This is a genomic window from Peribacillus asahii, assembly GCF_004006295.1.
Classification (GTDB): Bacteria; Bacillota; Bacilli; order Bacillales; family DSM-1321; genus Peribacillus; species Peribacillus asahii_A.
In genome coordinates this window covers 2,971,717-2,988,824 of sequence record NZ_CP026095.1, presented here as the reverse complement: position 1 = coordinate 2,988,824, position 17,108 = coordinate 2,971,717, and the positions used below count along the sequence as shown (strand labels likewise).

14 protein-coding genes are annotated in these 17,108 nt (G+C 38.4%); 13 read left to right on the top strand and 1 reads right to left on the bottom strand.

The features are described from left to right. Positions 1-201: 201 nt before the first annotated feature. The 7 genes from BAOM_RS14645 (at position 202) to BAOM_RS14615 (ending at position 10,254) form a co-directional block, all read left to right on the top strand. Positions 202-3,054, top strand: a complete 2,853-nt coding sequence (locus BAOM_RS14645; protein ID WP_127760906.1) for a 2-oxoglutarate dehydrogenase E1 component — start codon at positions 202-204, stop codon at positions 3,052-3,054. Between the two features lies 1 nt (position 3,055). After that, the gene (odhB, locus tag BAOM_RS14640; protein WP_127760905.1) at positions 3,056-4,321 is read left to right on the top strand and encodes a 2-oxoglutarate dehydrogenase complex dihydrolipoyllysine-residue succinyltransferase; all 1,266 of its coding nucleotides are present in this window, start codon (positions 3,056-3,058) and stop codon (positions 4,319-4,321) included. A 218-nt stretch (positions 4,322-4,539) separates the two neighbouring features. Next, the gene (locus tag BAOM_RS14635) at positions 4,540-6,360 is read left to right on the top strand and encodes a PTS fructose transporter subunit IIABC (RefSeq protein ID WP_127760904.1); all 1,821 of its coding nucleotides are present in this window, start codon (positions 4,540-4,542) and stop codon (positions 6,358-6,360) included. A 537-nt stretch (positions 6,361-6,897) separates the two neighbouring features. Further along, positions 6,898-8,172 carry a group II intron reverse transcriptase/maturase gene (ltrA, locus tag BAOM_RS14630; protein WP_127760129.1) on the top strand — a complete coding sequence of 425 codons (1,275 nt, stop codon included), beginning with the start codon at positions 6,898-6,900 and terminating at the stop codon, positions 8,170-8,172. A 228-nt stretch (positions 8,173-8,400) separates the two neighbouring features. Then, positions 8,401-8,916: a cell wall hydrolase gene (locus BAOM_RS14625; RefSeq protein ID WP_252282472.1), complete on the top strand. Its 516-nt coding sequence runs from the start codon at positions 8,401-8,403 to the stop codon at positions 8,914-8,916. A gap of 113 nt (positions 8,917-9,029) precedes the next feature. Further along, a complete protein-coding gene (gene trhA, locus BAOM_RS14620; protein WP_127760903.1) occupies positions 9,030-9,674 on the top strand; it encodes a PAQR family membrane homeostasis protein TrhA in 645 nt (214 codons plus the stop codon). A 118-nt stretch (positions 9,675-9,792) separates the two neighbouring features. Further along, positions 9,793-10,254 carry a YusW family protein gene (locus tag BAOM_RS14615; protein WP_127760902.1) on the top strand — a complete coding sequence of 154 codons (462 nt, stop codon included), beginning with the start codon at positions 9,793-9,795 and terminating at the stop codon, positions 10,252-10,254. A gap of 199 nt (positions 10,255-10,453) precedes the next feature. On the opposite strand, the gene BAOM_RS14610 is transcribed toward BAOM_RS14615, so the two are convergent. Next, entirely contained in the window at positions 10,454-11,020 is a 567-nt protein-coding gene (locus BAOM_RS14610; RefSeq protein WP_127760901.1) for a biotin transporter BioY, read from the bottom strand. Positions 11,021-11,199: 179 nt separating this feature from the next. On the opposite strand from BAOM_RS14610, the gene BAOM_RS14605 reads away from it, so the two are divergent. The 6 genes from BAOM_RS14605 (at position 11,200) to eutH (ending at position 17,089) form a co-directional block, all read left to right on the top strand. Next, complete coding sequence (locus tag BAOM_RS14605) at positions 11,200-12,498, top strand: IS1380 family transposase (protein WP_127762580.1); 1,299 nt, start codon at positions 11,200-11,202, stop codon at positions 12,496-12,498. Between the two features lie 313 nt (positions 12,499-12,811). Next, entirely contained in the window at positions 12,812-12,973 is a 162-nt protein-coding gene (locus BAOM_RS25570) for a hypothetical protein (protein WP_373995300.1), read from the top strand. After that, positions 12,931-13,185 (top strand): alpha/beta fold hydrolase domain-containing protein, encoded by a 255-nt coding sequence (locus tag BAOM_RS14595; protein WP_252282471.1) that lies wholly within the window; start codon positions 12,931-12,933, stop codon positions 13,183-13,185. The genes BAOM_RS25570 and BAOM_RS14595 overlap by 43 nt, the downstream gene beginning before the upstream one ends. Before the next feature lie 390 nt (positions 13,186-13,575). After that, a complete protein-coding gene (locus BAOM_RS14590) occupies positions 13,576-15,000 on the top strand; it encodes a sensor histidine kinase (RefSeq protein WP_127760899.1) in 1,425 nt (474 codons plus the stop codon). Further along, a complete protein-coding gene (locus BAOM_RS14585) occupies positions 14,993-15,565 on the top strand; it encodes an ANTAR domain-containing response regulator (protein WP_127762578.1) in 573 nt (190 codons plus the stop codon). The genes BAOM_RS14590 and BAOM_RS14585 overlap by 8 nt, the downstream gene beginning before the upstream one ends. A gap of 243 nt (positions 15,566-15,808) precedes the next feature. Next, complete coding sequence (gene eutH / locus BAOM_RS14580) at positions 15,809-17,089, top strand: ethanolamine utilization protein EutH (protein ID WP_127760898.1); 1,281 nt, start codon at positions 15,809-15,811, stop codon at positions 17,087-17,089. Positions 17,090-17,108: the final 19 nt, after the last annotated feature.

Sequence of the window (17,108 nt, the reverse complement as noted above, 5' to 3'; positions counted from 1 at the left end):
TTTTGTTCGTTTTAACCTTTGGATATTTCCACAAAAACATGTTAATATAACATCTGAAAACGTTTTATCCTTAATAATTTTTACAGTTTTATGACAATTACTTTTAAATCTTAACTTATTTATACTGTCATACGAAATAGAAATTTGGGGATGGATAAAACGATAGTAAAAAATTATGAGAGAAATTTGGGGGTTTACGAGATGACCATCAAGGATGCTAAGGCATACGACTCATGGAAAGCTTTTTCAGGTCCAAACCTTGGGTATGTAATAGGACAATATGACTTATTCCAAACAAACCCGGAAGAAGTTGATCCTGAACTGAAAAACTTTTTCGAAATCGCAGGTCCTCCTTCACTTGACGCTACAGTAGGAGCTGCACTTGCAAATTCAACAGTACAATCAGCTGGAGAAGTTCTTCCAATGAAGAAAATTATGTCAGCTGTCAAATTAGCGGAGAATATTCGTACATATGGACACCTTGCAGCGAATATTTACCCGCTAAAAGATATGCCTCTGAATACAGAGCAAATTGAATTTAAAAAATTTGGTTTAACAGAAGCCGACTTAAGAAAAATTCCGGCTGATTTAATCTGTCCACAAGCGCCTGCAAGCGTGAAAGATGGATATGAAGCCGTTGAATATTTGAAACAATTGTATACGCAAACAATCGCTTTTGAATTCCATCATGTCAGTGATGTAGAAGAACATGAATGGTTGAACGAAATGGTTGAATCACGTCAAATGTTCCCAACTTTGACAAAAGAGAAAAAAGCAGCATTGCTTAAACGTTTGAGTGAAGTAGAAGGCTTTGAGAAATTCCTTCACCGTACATTTGTTGGTCAAAAACGTTTCTCTATCGAAGGGGTAGACCCATTAGTTCCAATGTTAGATGAAATGATTTCTGAAACAGTACAACATGGTACATCGAATGTAAATATTGCGATGGCTCACCGTGGTCGTTTAAATGTACTTGCTCATGTACTAGATAAACCTTATGAAATGATTTTCTCTGAGTTCCAACATTCACCTAATAAAGATTTAGTTCCTTCAGAAGGATCAATCGGTGTAACATTTGGTTGGACAGGGGACGTGAAATACCATTTAGGTTTAGATCGTCAAGTTACAAAAGAAAGTACGAAAAAAGTAAGACTTACACTTGCAAACAACCCAAGTCACTTGGAAGTTGTTGGACCAGTTGTAGAAGGATACTCTCGTGCAGCTCAAGAAGACCGTACGCAAAAAGGGTACCCACAACAAGATGTTTCGAAGTCTCTTGCTGTGTTAATTCATGGGGATGCAGCCTTCCCAGGGGAAGGTATTGTACCGGAAACATTAAACTTAAGCGGACTAAAAGGATATCAAGTTGGTGGGACGATTCATATTATCGCCAACAACCGAATCGGTTTTACAACGGAAAGTGAAGATTCACGCTCTACAAGATATGCAAGCGACATGGCTAAAGGATTTGAAGTACCGGTTGTACATGTAAATGCAGACGATCCAGAAGCTTGCTTAGCTGCTGTGCATCTTGCTGTCCTATATCGTGAAAAATACAAAAAAGATTTCTTAATCGACCTAATTGGTTACCGTCGTTTCGGTCATAACGAAATGGATGAGCCGTTAGTAACTCAACCGCAAACATATGCATTAGTTCATAAACATCCAACACAAAAAGAACTTTATGCAAAACAACTGATTGAAGCGGGAGAAATCACAGAACAAGAAGCAAAAGCATTAGCAGAACAAGTAGATGCTAAGCTTTTAGAAGCATACAACAAAGTATCTGGAAACAAACCAGAAGAAAAATTTGAATTAGATCCACCAGCAACAATTGCTAATGGTCTGCCTAAAATTTCAACTGCTGTTTCAACAGAAGAGCTTGTAGAAATTAATGAGCAGCTTGTTGCATGGCCAGAAGGATTTACACCTAATAAAAAATTAGGAAAAATTCTACAACGTCGTCTAGACTCATTTGGTGAAAATGGAAAAATCGACTGGGCACATGCCGAAACATTAGCTTTTGCATCTATCTTAAAAGACGGTACGCCAATTCGTCTAACTGGACAAGATTCAGAGCGTGGTACGTTCGCACAACGTAATATTGTTCTTCATGATAGCGTTACTGGTCAAACATATTCACCACTTCATACAATCGAGTCTGTTAATGCATCATTTGCGGTTCATAACAGTCCGCTTACGGAAACAGCAGTTCTTGCTTTTGAATATGGTTACAATGTATTTGCACCGGAAACACTAGTATTATGGGAAGGCCAATTCGGTGATTTCGCGAATACTGCTCAAGTTATTTTTGATCAATTCATCGCAGCAGGTCGTGCGAAATGGGGTCAAAAATCAGGTCTTGTTATGCTATTACCACACGGGTATGAAGGACAAGGTCCAGAGCATTCAAGTGCTCGTCTAGAGCGTTTCTTACAATTAGCTGCTGAAAATAACTGGACAGTAGCAAACTTAAGCTCTGCAGCGCAATATTTCCATATTCTTAGAAGACAAGCTAAGACTTTGGAAAAAGAAGAAGTACGTCCACTTGTTATTATGGCTCCTAAGAGTATGTTACGTAATCAAGTGATGGCTTCTGCACCAGCGGAATTTAGCTATGACGAATTCCAAACATTCGTTGAAACAAAAACATTAGGTCAAAATCCAAAATCAGTAGAGCGTATCGTATTTGCTTCTGGTAAATTAGCTGTTGAGCTACGTGATAAAGCGGCTACTCAAGAAGATACAGACTGGTTACAAATTATTAGCCTAGAGGAAATTTATCCATTCCCATTCGAAGGCATTCAAGAAGCACTGAAAAAATATTCTAAACTTAAAGAAATCGTATGGGTTCAAGAAGAGCCTAAAAATATGGGCGCATGGACGTTTGTTGAGCCTAGACTTAACGCAGCAGCACCGAATGGTCTTACTGTATCTTATATCGGAAGAAAACGCAGATCTAGTCCATCCGAGGGAGATGCACTTGTTCATAAACAAGAACAAAATCGTATTATCGCTCAAGCACTTACGCGCAATCTAGAGGGGGAAAAATAAGATGGCTGAAGTAAAAGTACCTGAATTAGCAGAATCCATTACGGAAGGTTCGATTGCACAATGGTTAAAACAACCTGGTGATCGTGTAGAAAAAGGAGATTATATCCTTGAACTTGAAACGGATAAAGTAAACGTTGAAATTATTTCAGATTACGCTGGTACACTTACAGAGCAGTTAGCTGAAGAAGGCGATACAGTTCTAGTTGGTCAAGCAGTTGCAACAGTTGATGAAAGTGGTGCAGCGGCAGCACCAGCAGCGCCAGCTCAAGAAGCAGCACCAGCACCAGTTGCTGAAGCGCCAGCAGCGCCAGCTCAAGAAGCAGCACCAGCACAAGCTCAAGGTGCACCAAAAGAAGACGCAGTACCAGGACAAGGTGTAATCGCTTCTCCAGCAGCTAGAAAATTAGCTCGTGAAAAAGGAATTGATTTAAACGCTGTACAAGCTGTTGATCCACTAGGACGCGTACGTGTTCAAGACGTAGAATCAGCTAATAATGCACCAGTTCAAGCAGCGCCTGCGGCAGCACCAGCACCAGCTAAAAAAGCTGCAGCACCAGAGGTAAATGACGATCGTGTAGAAGTTATTAAAATGACTCGTCGTCGTCAAACAATTGCGAAACGTTTAGTACAAGTACAAGCTGAAGCAGCGATGTTAACTACTTTCAATGAAGTAGACTTAAGTGCAGTTATGGAATTACGTAACCGCCATAAAGATGCGTTTGTAAAAAATCATGATGTTAAACTTGGTTTCATGTCATTCTTCACAAAAGCAGTAATCGGTGCATTGAAACAGTACCCATTATTGAATGCTGAAATTCAAGGCGACCACATCTTGAAAAAGAACTTCTACGATATCGGTGTAGCCGTATCTACAGAGGAAGGTCTTGTTGTACCAGTTGTTCGCGATGCAGACCGTAAAAGCTTTGCTGAAATCGAAAAAGATATCTCTGACTTAGCTGTTAAAGCACGCAACAACAAATTAGGTCTTTCTGATCTATCTGGCGGTACATTTACAATCACAAATGGCGGAACATTTGGTTCTCTATTATCAACACCAATCTTGAATGCACCTCAAGTTGGTATCCTTGGTATGCATACAATCAAAACACGCCCAATCGCTGTTGGAGATAAAATCGAAAACAGACCAATGATGTATCTTGCATTATCTTATGATCACCGTATTGTTGACGGTAAAGAAGCTGTTGGCTTCCTTGTAGCCGTTAAAAATATGCTTGAAGATCCAGAACAACTTCTTCTTCAAGGGTGATTAAATGATTTGGAAAAACCCTCTGTCATTTGACAGAGGGTTTTTCGTCTTAATAAATTTTTTTACTCCACACTTAATAGGGCAGTAAGATTTTCACTGATGGAAGTTTCACTTTATACACAAAACTGTAAAAATTTAATTGCTATGATATTAGATTGGTTATGCGTATTCTGATATGATAAAAAGGGAGGATGCGAGGAAGGATGTAGTAAAACGGAATGAATATAACAGATTTAATTAAAGCAGATACAATTATTATGGATCTACAGGCTACATCGAAACGAGCTGTTATAGATGAGTTAGCGAACCAATTAGGAGCTGTAGATCGAGTAATAGATGTTGAACAGTTTATTGCAGCACTTTTAGAGCGTGAAGAACAAGTGACTACAGGAATTGGGGATGGAATGGCTTTTCCACATGCTAAATCAGAAGCTGTGAAACAGCCGGCGATTTGCTTTGGTAAATCCGAACGAGGTGTTGATTTTCAGTCGCTTGATGGAAAGCCTGTTCATTTGTTTTTTCTAATTGCGGTTAATGAACAGGGAGAGATGGATTATCTCGACACACTTTCTACCTTAACGACTTTTTTATTAGATGAACAATTTCGGACACAATTAATGAATGCAAAAACGAAGGAAGAGGTCTTAACTTTGTTTCGGGCAAAAGAATACGAAGCAAAGAAGGCATCAGCGAAGAAGATTCTCGCTGTAACCTCTTGTCCAACAGGCATTGCTCATACATATATGGCTGCTGATGCTTTAAAGAAGAAAGCAGAAGAGCTGGGCATTGATTTTAAAGTTGAAACGAACGGCTCAACAGGTGTTAAAAATGCCTTAACAGCTGCAGAAATAGCAGATGCAGCGACGATTATTATCGCTGCTGATAAACACATAGATATGAATCGTTTTCGTGGAAAAAGAGTAATTGTTGTGCCTGTTGCAGAAGGAATCCGACATCCAGAAGAACTGCTGAATCGTGCGGTATTAGAAGAAGTTCCGATTTATCAAGGTCATGAAGAGATTAAATTTGCGACGAAAGGATTCTTTATTTATAAGCATTTAATGAATGGTGTTAGTAATATGCTGCCATTTGTTGTTGGCGGTGGAGTGTTACTTGCTTTGTCGTTTATGTTTGGCGTGAATCCTGATGATCCAAATTATCACCCATTTGCAAAGGCTTTAAATGATATTGGTGGAAGTACAGGAGCCTTTTTCTTACTTGTTCCCGTACTTGCGGGGTTCATTGCTAGCAGTATTGCCGATCGACCCGGATTTGCTCCTGGAATGGTTGGAGGCTTACTTGCAGCTAATGAAGGAGCGGGTTTTCTCGGTGGACTTGTAGCTGGTTTTCTAGCAGGCTACATTGTTCTCTTGTTGAAGAAATGCTTTGTTTTTTTACCTTTTTCACTACAAGGAATTAAACCTACTTTGCTCTATCCGGTATTTGGGGTCTTAATTACTGGTCTATTTATGATTTTTATTGTAAACGAGCCAGTAACAGCAATCAATGAGGCGTTAACTGTTTGGTTGAAAGGGCTTTCTGGGACCAATGCAATCATGCTCGGTATGATTCTTGGAGCGATGATGGCGATTGATTTAGGGGGTCCGCTCAATAAGGCGGCATTTACCTTTGGGCTGGCCGCAATCGAAGCGCACAGCTTTGGACCACAGGCGGCGATTATGGCGGGAGGGATGGTCCCTCCACTTGGAATTGCTATGGCGACAACTCTCTTTAAAAATAAATTCACGGAAACAGAAAGAAAATCGGGTATGACCAATTATCTTTTAGGTGCTTCTTTTATAACAGAAGGAGCGATTCCTTACGGAGCAGCAGATCCAATACGTGTTATTGGGAGCTGTACCATTGGAGCGGCTATAGCAGGTGCACTAACCATGCTATTTGAAATTACATTGCCTGCTCCGCATGGCGGAGTATTTGTTATTCCTCTTGTGAATCATCCATTACTGTATTTAATCAGTATATTGATTGGTTCGTTCATTACAGCATTGCTATTAGGTATATGGAAAAAACAATTATAGATGATGCAAGGAGCTACTTTATGATAGCTCCTTTTCTTTGTGTGCCAGGCATGGCAACTATCTAGGTGGTGAAAGTCCACTGTGGGGGTACACATCGACCAACCACTAAGGAAGCGCAAGGTACTTATCGTGAGGTAAGGGCTGGAGGAAGCGTGGAATAAAATCTTGGCTCGACGAACAGAAATCTGATACTAAGGCTCTATAAAGGGATGAGACTCCAAAGCAAGTCAAAGTCCAAAAGGTGTGCGTAACTTTGTAGAGTAAATCAGGCGAGTAAAAGAGGAAAGATAGTTGTCTTACCCTGGGAGGTCTTGCGGATGTACAGGAGTACAGTCGAAAAAGGTTAGCCGCAAGAAGTCAGCAGAAGCCATAGTAATGAAACCATTCATGAAGGGCTGAACAATTTATAGTGTTTCAACGCCACGAATGCGTAAGTGACGTACTCCGAATGTGTTAATGGTGAAAGTATGAGCGTATCTCAAAGAATAACCAAAATGGGGCTATCACTTACTACGTGAGAAGGAAGGAGAAACGAGTGTGGAACTTTTAGAACAGATTCTAAGTAATCAAAACATGAATGAAGCTTACTTGCGTGTTTATAAAAATAAGGGTGCAAGTGGTGTCGATGGAGTAACAGTTGATGAACTAAAGCAATATCTGAAAGAGAACAAGGATGAACTGCGCCAGCGCATCAGAACAAGAAAATACCAACCACAAGCTGCCTTACGAGTGGAGATCCCAAAAGAAAATGGAAAGATGCGCAAATTGGGAATACCAACAGTAGTGGATAGGGTCGTTCAACAAGCCATTCATCAAGTACTCAGTCCGATATTTGAAAAGCAATTCAGTGAATTCAGTTACGGCTTTAGACCGAAAAGAAGTTGTGAGATGGCTATTATAAAAAGTTTGGAATTTCTGAACGATGGACATGACTGGGTTGTGGACATTGACCTGGAAAGATTCTTCGATACAGTCCACCACGATAAGCTCATGCGAATCATATCTAATACAATTGATGATGGAGATGTCATTTCTCTAATAAGGAAATACTTAGTCGGTGGAGTTATGGTGAATGGAAAATATGAAGAAACACCAATTGGAACTCCGCAAGGAGGAAACCTCAGTCCGTTATTGAGCAATATTATGTTAAATGAACTCGATAAGGAACTTGAGAATAGAGGACTTCGATTCGTAAGATACGCAGATGACGCTCTCATCTTTGTGAAAAGTGAGAAAGCGGCCAATAGAGTGATGGAATCAATCGTGGGATTTATAGAAAAGAAATTAGGGTTGATAGTCAATGTAGAAAAGAGTAAAATCTCCCGTCCAAAAGATTTGAAATTCTTAGGATTTGGATTTTATTACGATTTTAAGAATGAGAAATATCAAGTAAAACCCCATCTCACATCCATACAAAAACTTCAAAGGAAGCTTCGAAAATTAACAAAGCGAAATTGGAGTGTTCCGCTGGACTACCGAATTCTAAAACTAAAACAAGTCATACTTGGGTGGGTTAATTACTTTAGAATCTCGAATATGAAAAAAGCGATGACTGAGATAGATAAGAAGCTTCGCTCCAGAATTAGAGTGATCATCTGGAAGCAATGGAAGGTAGCGAAGAAACAAATCAAATCGCTTGTCCAATTAGGGATTCCAGAGGAAGAGGCGAAAGGATTAACTTTCTGTCGAAAAGGTTATCGGTACATCGGACTATCAAAAGTTGTTCAAAGAGCAATCTCAAACAAAAGACTAAAGCAGAGGGGGCTTCCCTCTGCTTTAGAACATTATCTAAAAGTACACACTGTAATATAAATTGAACCGCCGTATACGGAACCGTACGTACGGTGGTGTGAGAGGGGCGAAAATAGTTAAATTAATTTCCCTCTACTCGATTTTATCTTCTATAAAAATTTGAAGAAAAACACGGTTGCAAATAGCTTTTTGTATAATAATTCCTTGTTTTCCTTGGTAATATTTTAGCCCTGAATTCTCTCTTTAAGTTTGTTATTCTAATTAAGGAGCTAAACGAGGAGGGATACAATGAAATACACGTATATAATGTCATTTATTGTGACAGCTATTATTGTTGTTTTAAGTCTTTTCACTCCACGCGAAATGCCGTCGAATACAATATCCGCTATAGAAAAAAAACCTCATATACAATCCAATAAAAATGAGAGCAATCAGTTCTCCGAACCAATAAAGAAAGAAGAGAAAGAATTATTAGCAAGACTTGTTCACGCAGAAGCAAAGGGTGAACCATATCAAGGAAAAGTTGCCGTTGCCACGGTTGTGTTAAATCGTGTAGAGCATGAGGATTTTCCAGATACGGTTCATGACGTAATTTATCAAAAGAATCAGTTTCAACCAGTGGCGAATGGCCATATCAACCAAAAGCCAAGTAAGGAAGCTGTTCAAGCCGTGGATGACGCTTTGGAGAATCATGATGAATTAACGGATGCTCTTTACTTTTGGAACCCAAGTATTTCAGATGTTGAATGGATGAATACACTGGATGTTGTAAAAGTGATTGGGGATCATCATTTTGCAATTTAAATGGAGAAGAGAAGAACCGTTTGCACAGTTTAAGACGTTGTGTTTACGGTCTTTTTTATGTAGAGTTTTTGGATGCATAGGGTATAATAGGGAAAAGAAGGAGGGTTTGTATTATGGCAAATACTCATGTGTTTACCCGAAAAGAAGAGCTTGTGAATGCTATCACACATGGAATTGGTGTGTTGCTTAGCATCGCAGCTTTAGTATTTTTAATTATTTACGCTGCACAGCAAGGGACGGCTTGGCATGTTACCTCTGCCACCATTTATGGGGTGTCAATGCTCCTGTTATATGCTTCCTCTACGCTTGTCCATAGTTTTCCTGAGGGGAAAGTAAAAGATTTGTTTGAAATCTTTGACCACTCTGCTATCTATATCTTTATTGCAGGAACGTATACGCCGATTATGTTGCTTGTTATTAAAGGGGCACTTGGCTGGACATTGCTAGGTATCGTGTGGGGAGTAGCTGTTGTTGGTGTAGTGTTTAAAGCCTTTTTTGTGAAAAAGTTTCTTTTTATCTCAACGATTTTGTATATTGCTATGGGATGGCTTATTGTCATTGCTTGGGAGCCTTTAACAGCTACCTTACCATCAGCAGGTATTCAACTTCTTGTTGCAGGAGGCTTATTGTACTCATTTGGGGCAATATTTTATGTATGGCGAGCTTTTCCTTTTCATCATGCGGTATGGCATATTTTTGTATTAGCGGGCTCTGTCGCTCATTTTTTTGCTGTATTATTTTATGTAATTCCTCAGTAAGAAACAGGTTTGTGATAAATCTGTTTTTTATTTTGTCTACATTTTTAATCGGATCTCTGTTTGAGAAGTGAACAATTAGGAAATAGCTAATATATACAACTTAAGGAGGGGTAACAATATGAAAAGTAAACTGAAACTTGTACCATTCTTAGCCGTTATCATGTTAGCTGGTTGTGGAGATCAGGATGAAGTAAATAATCCACCAGCTGAGAATAATGACACAACAGAGAATAATACACAAACAAATAATGAGACATCAGCCTTTTCGTTTAAAGAGTTTGAATTAGATGTAGATTACAAAGGTACGAATCAAGATTATGAAGTTGAATATGATACTTTAGAGGGAAAAACAGAGGCGTCTATTGAAGATTCTATAAATGACAAAAATCTTCATGGAGATGAAGCGATGAAAGAGCTAACGCCACTGTTTGAGCAATTAACATTTAATCAAGATACACCGCAAGCGGAAGTTATCCAAGAAGTATTGAAAGTGTTTCAGTTAAAAGATGATTATCAAGAATTTGACCTTGAAGTAACATTTGAGGACGGCACGAAAAAACAATATGAGCAACACCAATAATGAAGAAAGAATGGCGCGGCATACATACGTTGTCAAACAAGTGTTAATATAGTAAAATAGTCTTTATATAACAAAGGGGTTATATAAAGATATTCTACTCGGACTTATGGGGATAGGGCCGTAATCGATAGTGAACTATCGTTAGTAAAAAAAGCTACCACTAAATTATTTAGTGGTAGCTTTTTTTACTAAATATTTCCTAAGAAATAGTCGCTTTTTTCGGAAGCATTTTGGCAGTTTCCAGTCTCGATCGAATTAAAATGCCAATCCATGCAGCTAAAAAGGCCTTAATGATACCTCCGATAATAAAAGGAGCAAACCCTCCTAGAAAAGCTGCTTCCCACGTTAAATAAGCAAAAAACTTTAACCAAATAGTACCGATTGTTAGGTTAATAATCATTCCAACGATGTTTGCAACAAAGGCCGTCGAAATACTAAAGCGTGTTTTTTCAAGAATGAATCCGATAATGAAAGCAGAAATGACAAAGGAAAATAAGAATCCACCGGTTGGCCCGAAAAGTTTGCCTAGTCCTCCAGTCATTTGAGCATATATAGGTACACCTGTTGCACCGATAAATAAATATAATACTACAGAATATGTACCATAACGTGCACCTAAAATGGTTGCAGCAAGCCCAATGGCGAGTGTTTGACCTGTGATTGGTACAAGTGGTAGGGGAATAACGATTTGAGAAAAGATGCCAATTAATGCAGCAAATAAAGCAATAATCATCATCATTCGTAGTTTTTCATGGTTGTTATTCATAGTAACCTCCTATTGTAAACTCTATCCTAGATTATTCACCAACCAACACAAAATCCCACTGAAAAGCTGACTTGTCGGCTTTTCAATGGGATTCTCTTTTTCACTTAAAAGATGAAAAAAGAATCCTTTTCTGTTAAGGTTATTGCGACCAAACAAACACCAAAGAAAGGATTCTTATGATGACAACTTTAACGCAAAAACCTTTACATTTCAATCGTTCTATTAAATTATCCAATGATGGAGGTGCACTTTCTTCTGACACAGGTGAATTGATCTTCCGTGAGTTTGATGAAAAAATCGGCTTTTCTCAAACTATTGCCAAGCATCTTTGTTTGAAGGATACACGCACGTATTGTATTCATGAAAACGAACAACTTCTTCGTCAAAAAATCTATCAGCTCATCGCCGGCTATCACGAGAACGATGCAGCGGACCGTTTGACACATGATCCGGTTTTTACACAAATTCTTGGTACACCTGCACTCGCTTCTCAACCGTCGTTATCTCGATTTTTTAAGCGCTTTGACACGCAAGCACTGGACCAACTTCAAGCGGCAAATCAGAAGTTACTTGATCGGGTTCATCATGCCCGACAATCCAAGACACTGATTTTTGATTTAGATTCAACACATGCCGATACATACGGAAATCAAGAAAATTCGTCCTACAACACGCATTATCGCACAATGAGCTTTCATCCACTTGTCGTATTTGATGGGCTAACAGGCGATTTCTTGAAAGCTCAATTGCGTCCGGGGAGCGTTTATACTTCCAATGGTGTAGTGGATTTTATGTGCCCACTCATCGAACACTATAACGAAGTTTTTCCTGAAAAGTCTTATCTTGTCCGTGGTGATAGTGGCTTTGCGGTGCCTGAGCTATATGAATTGTGCGAAAAGGAATCGGTGTACTATATCATTCGTTTAAAAGCGAACGCCAAGTTAAAAGCACTTGCGGAAGAACTGCATCCAACACATGAAATTCGTGATGTGTCCGTGACAAAAAGCTATGTGGAAGAATCTATTTATCAAGCATCGTCTTGGTCAAAGCCTCGTCGTATTGTTATTCAATCGACCCGCCCAGCAGGTGAACTATTCTTTTCACATGCTTTTTTTGTGACGAGTCTCGGTGAAAGCTTTTCGCCTCAAGCGATTGTCACGTCCTATCAACAGCGAGGCACAATGGAAAATTTCATCAAAGAAGCGAAAGATGGCTTTGGCTTGGATCAGATGAAAAGCCATAATTTCCTCGTCAATGAAGCTCGGATGATGTTAAGTCTGCTTGCCTATAACTTCACAAACTGGCTACGTACACTAAGTTTTCCAGCTGCCTATAAAAGCATTCAAATTCAGACGATTCGCACACGTTTGATTAAAGTAGCGAATAAATTGGTGAGATCCGGACTCTCACTGTATTTCAAAATGTCCTCGAGCTTTGTCTATGAACGCTTCTTTTGGGACGTGCTGACCCGGGTGTAGCAGCTAAAATTCAACTAAATAGCCTTTTTAAAAAAATCGAAACCGCACCAAGGGGGAGTCTGTCCAAAAATCAGTATTCTCCTAAGACTCGTTTCAAACCTTCTCTAACTAGGCTATTTTCTTGGTACAAATTTACCTTAGCATTACTAATCTAATGAAATCCTTAAAAATTTTAGATTGCGGTGAATAATTCAGGATTAAATAAATTTAGTGAATTTTATTTTCCAAACTTCAAAGTCCGATTAGTTAAGATTACTAAATTGAAGCATTCCCATTTATTTTATTGGCAGTAATTATTTCTGGAATTATTCAGATGTTTGTGACAGAGGAAATGCTAGCAAAAATCATACCGAAAAATCGGTATTTATCTATTTTAGTCACATGTCTGATTGGAGCGTTATTGCCTTTGATTTACCAGGGGATGGTTTGTCAATGGGGAAGCGAGCTACGATTACGGACTTTAGTAAATATGTAGAAATATTTAAAGAAATTTACGAACGAAAAGTAGCTTCCATTACATTGCCATCTTATGTGATCGCTCATAGTACAGGTGAAGCCATTACGTTGGAGTATTTGTTTCAGTACAGGTACTCCATTTCAAAAGTTCATTTTAGTTTGTCTACTCGTTCGTTCACATGCGTAGAAGGAAAGTCAAGAGTACGTACTAAGACAGTTAAATTTATATGATCATTGTCCGGGAGATATCCATGCAGAAAAATATTAAAACTGTAAAGACGAATTCTATGGATTTCATTTAAACAAATTATAACGTACATGACTTAGCTAATCGTTTATCAACTAAGACTAAAAATTTTTTAGTCCTTTTTATCTATGAGTAAGAAAAGAAAGTGGATGATTTTGAACAGATAGTCAATCAGCATATATGGAACACAATCTCTCGAAGTGATTCAAGAAATGGATCAATTTAAAGATTTCAAAGTGAAGATGTATTTTCTGTGTGAATGGTTTAATTTAAAATTTCTCAAGAAATAATTGAAACATTGACAAAGTTCACATCGCTAAATATAATATTGGATATATTCTATTCTTTCAGAATATTGTTGGGAGCTTAAGTTAATGATAAATACAAAATCCATAGACTTATTATGTGTGCTTCATACAAACCTAGTTGAAGAAGACATTCAAAAGATTGAGGAAGTTGCACGAAACCTTTCTTTAATAGCCGATTTGAATCGAGCAAATGTCTTTGTGGATTGCCTGACTAAAGAAGGAAAGCATGCCATTGTGGTAGCAGAAGCTGTACCAGCGACGGCAAAATCGGTTTACAATAAGCCGGTCACAGGCAAGTTTGTGTATGAAGTATTCGAGCCTGCCGTATTCTTTGCATTGCGGACTGGGAAAGAAATGTTTTTGAATCGAGCCTTAACTCAAGAAGGAAAGACAGTAGAGCAAAGCGTTGTCCCGATTAGAGGATTGAACAATCGTGTCATCGCTGCATTGATTAAGGAAAAAGATATCAGTGAAGCAATTCAGAGTCAAGAAAAAATGAAAGCGTTATCAGAAACAAAAGAAACACTAAGTGAGCTTTTAGTAGGTATGACGGGAAACAGCTCTATTATTCCTGAAGTTATTGAGGAAGCTTTGTTTTTTGTTGATTCTCAATTAAACATTCTATATTTTAATCCATCTGCCATTAACTTAGTTTCAGAAGCATGTGCTTTAGAGTGTAAAGCCAGTACTCCGATTAATGAATATTTTCCGTGTCTTGAAGATATATTCCTTCATCCAGACGAATTGCTGATAAGGGAAGTGGAGATTCTACATAAAGTCTTTCAAGTAAAAAAGATTAGTTTAGGTCAAACAAATGAAACGATGGTCATTTTTCGGGATATTACAGAACTTCGAGAAAAGGAAAGAGAACTCGTTGTCAAATCGGTGATGATTCGAGAAATTCATCACCGAGTAAAAAATAATTTGCAAACAGTTGCAAGTTTATTGCGACTGCAAATGAGAAGGGGAGTTCCAGAGGAAAGCAAGGTTCATTTCCTGGAAAGCCTTAATCGAATCTTAAGTATTGCGTCAGTTTATGAGATTATCCTTTCCAATTCTAGTGTGGATGATGTGGAAATTTTTAGTTTGATTGAAAAAATCGGTAATATGCTTGTGTATTGTGAGGACCATGAGAATACAGATATTGCAATCGAGTATTCAGGAACTCAGTTCTTTATTGAATCTAATAAAGCGGTTTCCGTAGCATTAGTCATCAATGAACTTATTCAAAATTGTGTAAAGCATGCCTTCAAAGGATTGGTAGAAGGAAAAATTGAAGTATCCTTTCAGTACAATGGTCATGTTCTAGAGGTGCAGGTCAGGGACAATGGAGTAGGCTATCCAGAAGAAGCTAAGCCATCATTAGGTTTAGAAATCGTAAAAATGATGATTGAACACGATCTATCTGGTCAATTTACTATTAAACGTGATGAAAAAGGTACAATTGCCTCAGCGAAATTCCCGTTAAAAAAGGGGGAGTATGGTGAATAAACGGATCATGGTTGTTGAAGATGAATCCATTGTGCGATTAGATATAGCCATGATGTTAAAAGACGCTGGGTACGAAGTGATAGCTGAAGCAGGAGACGGGGAAATGGCCATTGAATTAGCTTATTCGTTAAAGCCTGACCTCATCATCATGGATATAAAAATGCCAAAACTGAATGGCCTTAAAGCAAGTGAAATCATCTCGAACAAATTTAATATTCCCATCCTGCTTTTAACGGCATACAGCCAGCGGGAGTATATAGATAAAGCGAAACAAGCTAATATATTAGGCTACCTAGTTAAGCCGATTTCAGAGGCTAGTTTAATTCCTGCTATTGAAATTGCCTTAAAGCAAGCAGAAAACGCGAATGCCTACAAAGAAAAAGTCCAAGAAATGAACGAAAAGCTAAAAAACCGGAAGATTGTTGAAAAAGCAAAAGGAATTCTCATAAAGCAATTTAATTTATCCGAAGATACTGCATACAAAAAAATGAGAACAATTAGCATGAATAAACAGGTAACATTAGAAAAAGTGGCAAAACATGTCATATCGAAATATAACGTGTAACATTACAAGTGAATAACCTGAGCAAAGGTGCTAAGTGGTTTGGTCAACTCAAACCACATGGCACCTTTTTGTCTTTTTTAGTGAAAAGGTTAAATCCTCTTAAAGAACAGACAAGCAGGGTTAGTAAGAATTTTGAGTAATTCCTTTCACATCATTCAGGTAGTCAAAAACAATCGCAAATCTTCCGTTTAAATAAAAGTTATCTATCTTCAAAACAAAATTAAGGTCAAAGAGGGGGATGGCATGATCATTATCGGTAAAATCGTTATTTATATTATCATGACTTGTGCGGTTTTGGGGGCTTTTGCAGCCATTAAAAACAGTGATGAGGGCTTAGGGAAACAATTTATGGAAGGATTGCATGCGATTGGACATATTTTCATCCCGGCAGCAGGTATTATGGCTTCCATTCCTTATCTTTCATGGTTTATTAACCAAGTTTGCGGTCCGTTTTTTTCGACAATCGGAGCCGATCCAGCGATTGCAGCGACAGCGATTTTAGCTACGGACATGGGAGGATATCAATTAGCAGAGGTTTTAAAGGAATCGCAAGAAGGATGGATTATGGCCATGATCGTTGGATTTATGGCTGGAGCAACGATTGTGTTCTCCATTCCAGTGGGACTTGCGATGCTTGATAAACGAGATCATAAATATATGGCTCTTGGTATCATGTCCGGGGTATTGACGATTCCAATAGGAGCTTTTATTTCAAGTGCGTTAATCACGTTGACAAATTCAAAAGTTCGTGATGCCATTTCAACTACAGCGGATTCAACATATGAATTCACTTTGAGCTACTTAAAAATCTTTTTGAATTTATCGCCACTCCTAATCTTTGTTCTTTTAATTGCAGTAGGATTATACTTCCTGCCTGATTTGATGGTTAAAGGGTTTATGTGGTTTGGGCGCATTATGGATGCCGGAATCAAGCTTGTTCTTGTTTTCTCGATTGTCGAGATTTTTACTGGTTTATTCTCAACCGTTTTTGGCAGTTGGGGCTTTCACCCGATTTTGGCAGACAAGGAAGATCAATTCCGTGCTTTAGAGACTGCAGGTTATATTGGTATTATGCTTGCAGGTGCGTTCCCAATGGTATATTTACTTCAAAAATATGCTGGGAATCAGCTTGAAGCGGTGGGCAAAAGATTTGGATTAAGTAAGGAAGGCAGTGCAGGGATCCTGGCTACGATTGCCAATATCTTAGCGATGTTTAAGCTTGTTCGTACCATGCCGCCAAAAGATAAAGTGATTAACATTTCTTTCGCTGTCTGTGCAGCATTCTTATTAGGTGATCACCTATCTTTTACCGCCAATTTTCAACCAACATTAATACTGCCAATTATCATTGGCAAGCTTTCAGCCGGTGTTATTGGGATTGGATTAGCGTACTGGCTATGTGTACCGAAGGCTCTGGAATTGGAGAAAAAGGATCGTGAAGCAGGAATTATTGGAAAAGATGAGTATCTGAATCATTCAGGAGAAAATGAGGAAGAAGAGAAAGAAGTTCAAGCAATTTTGTAATTTTATTCTTGCACCAATG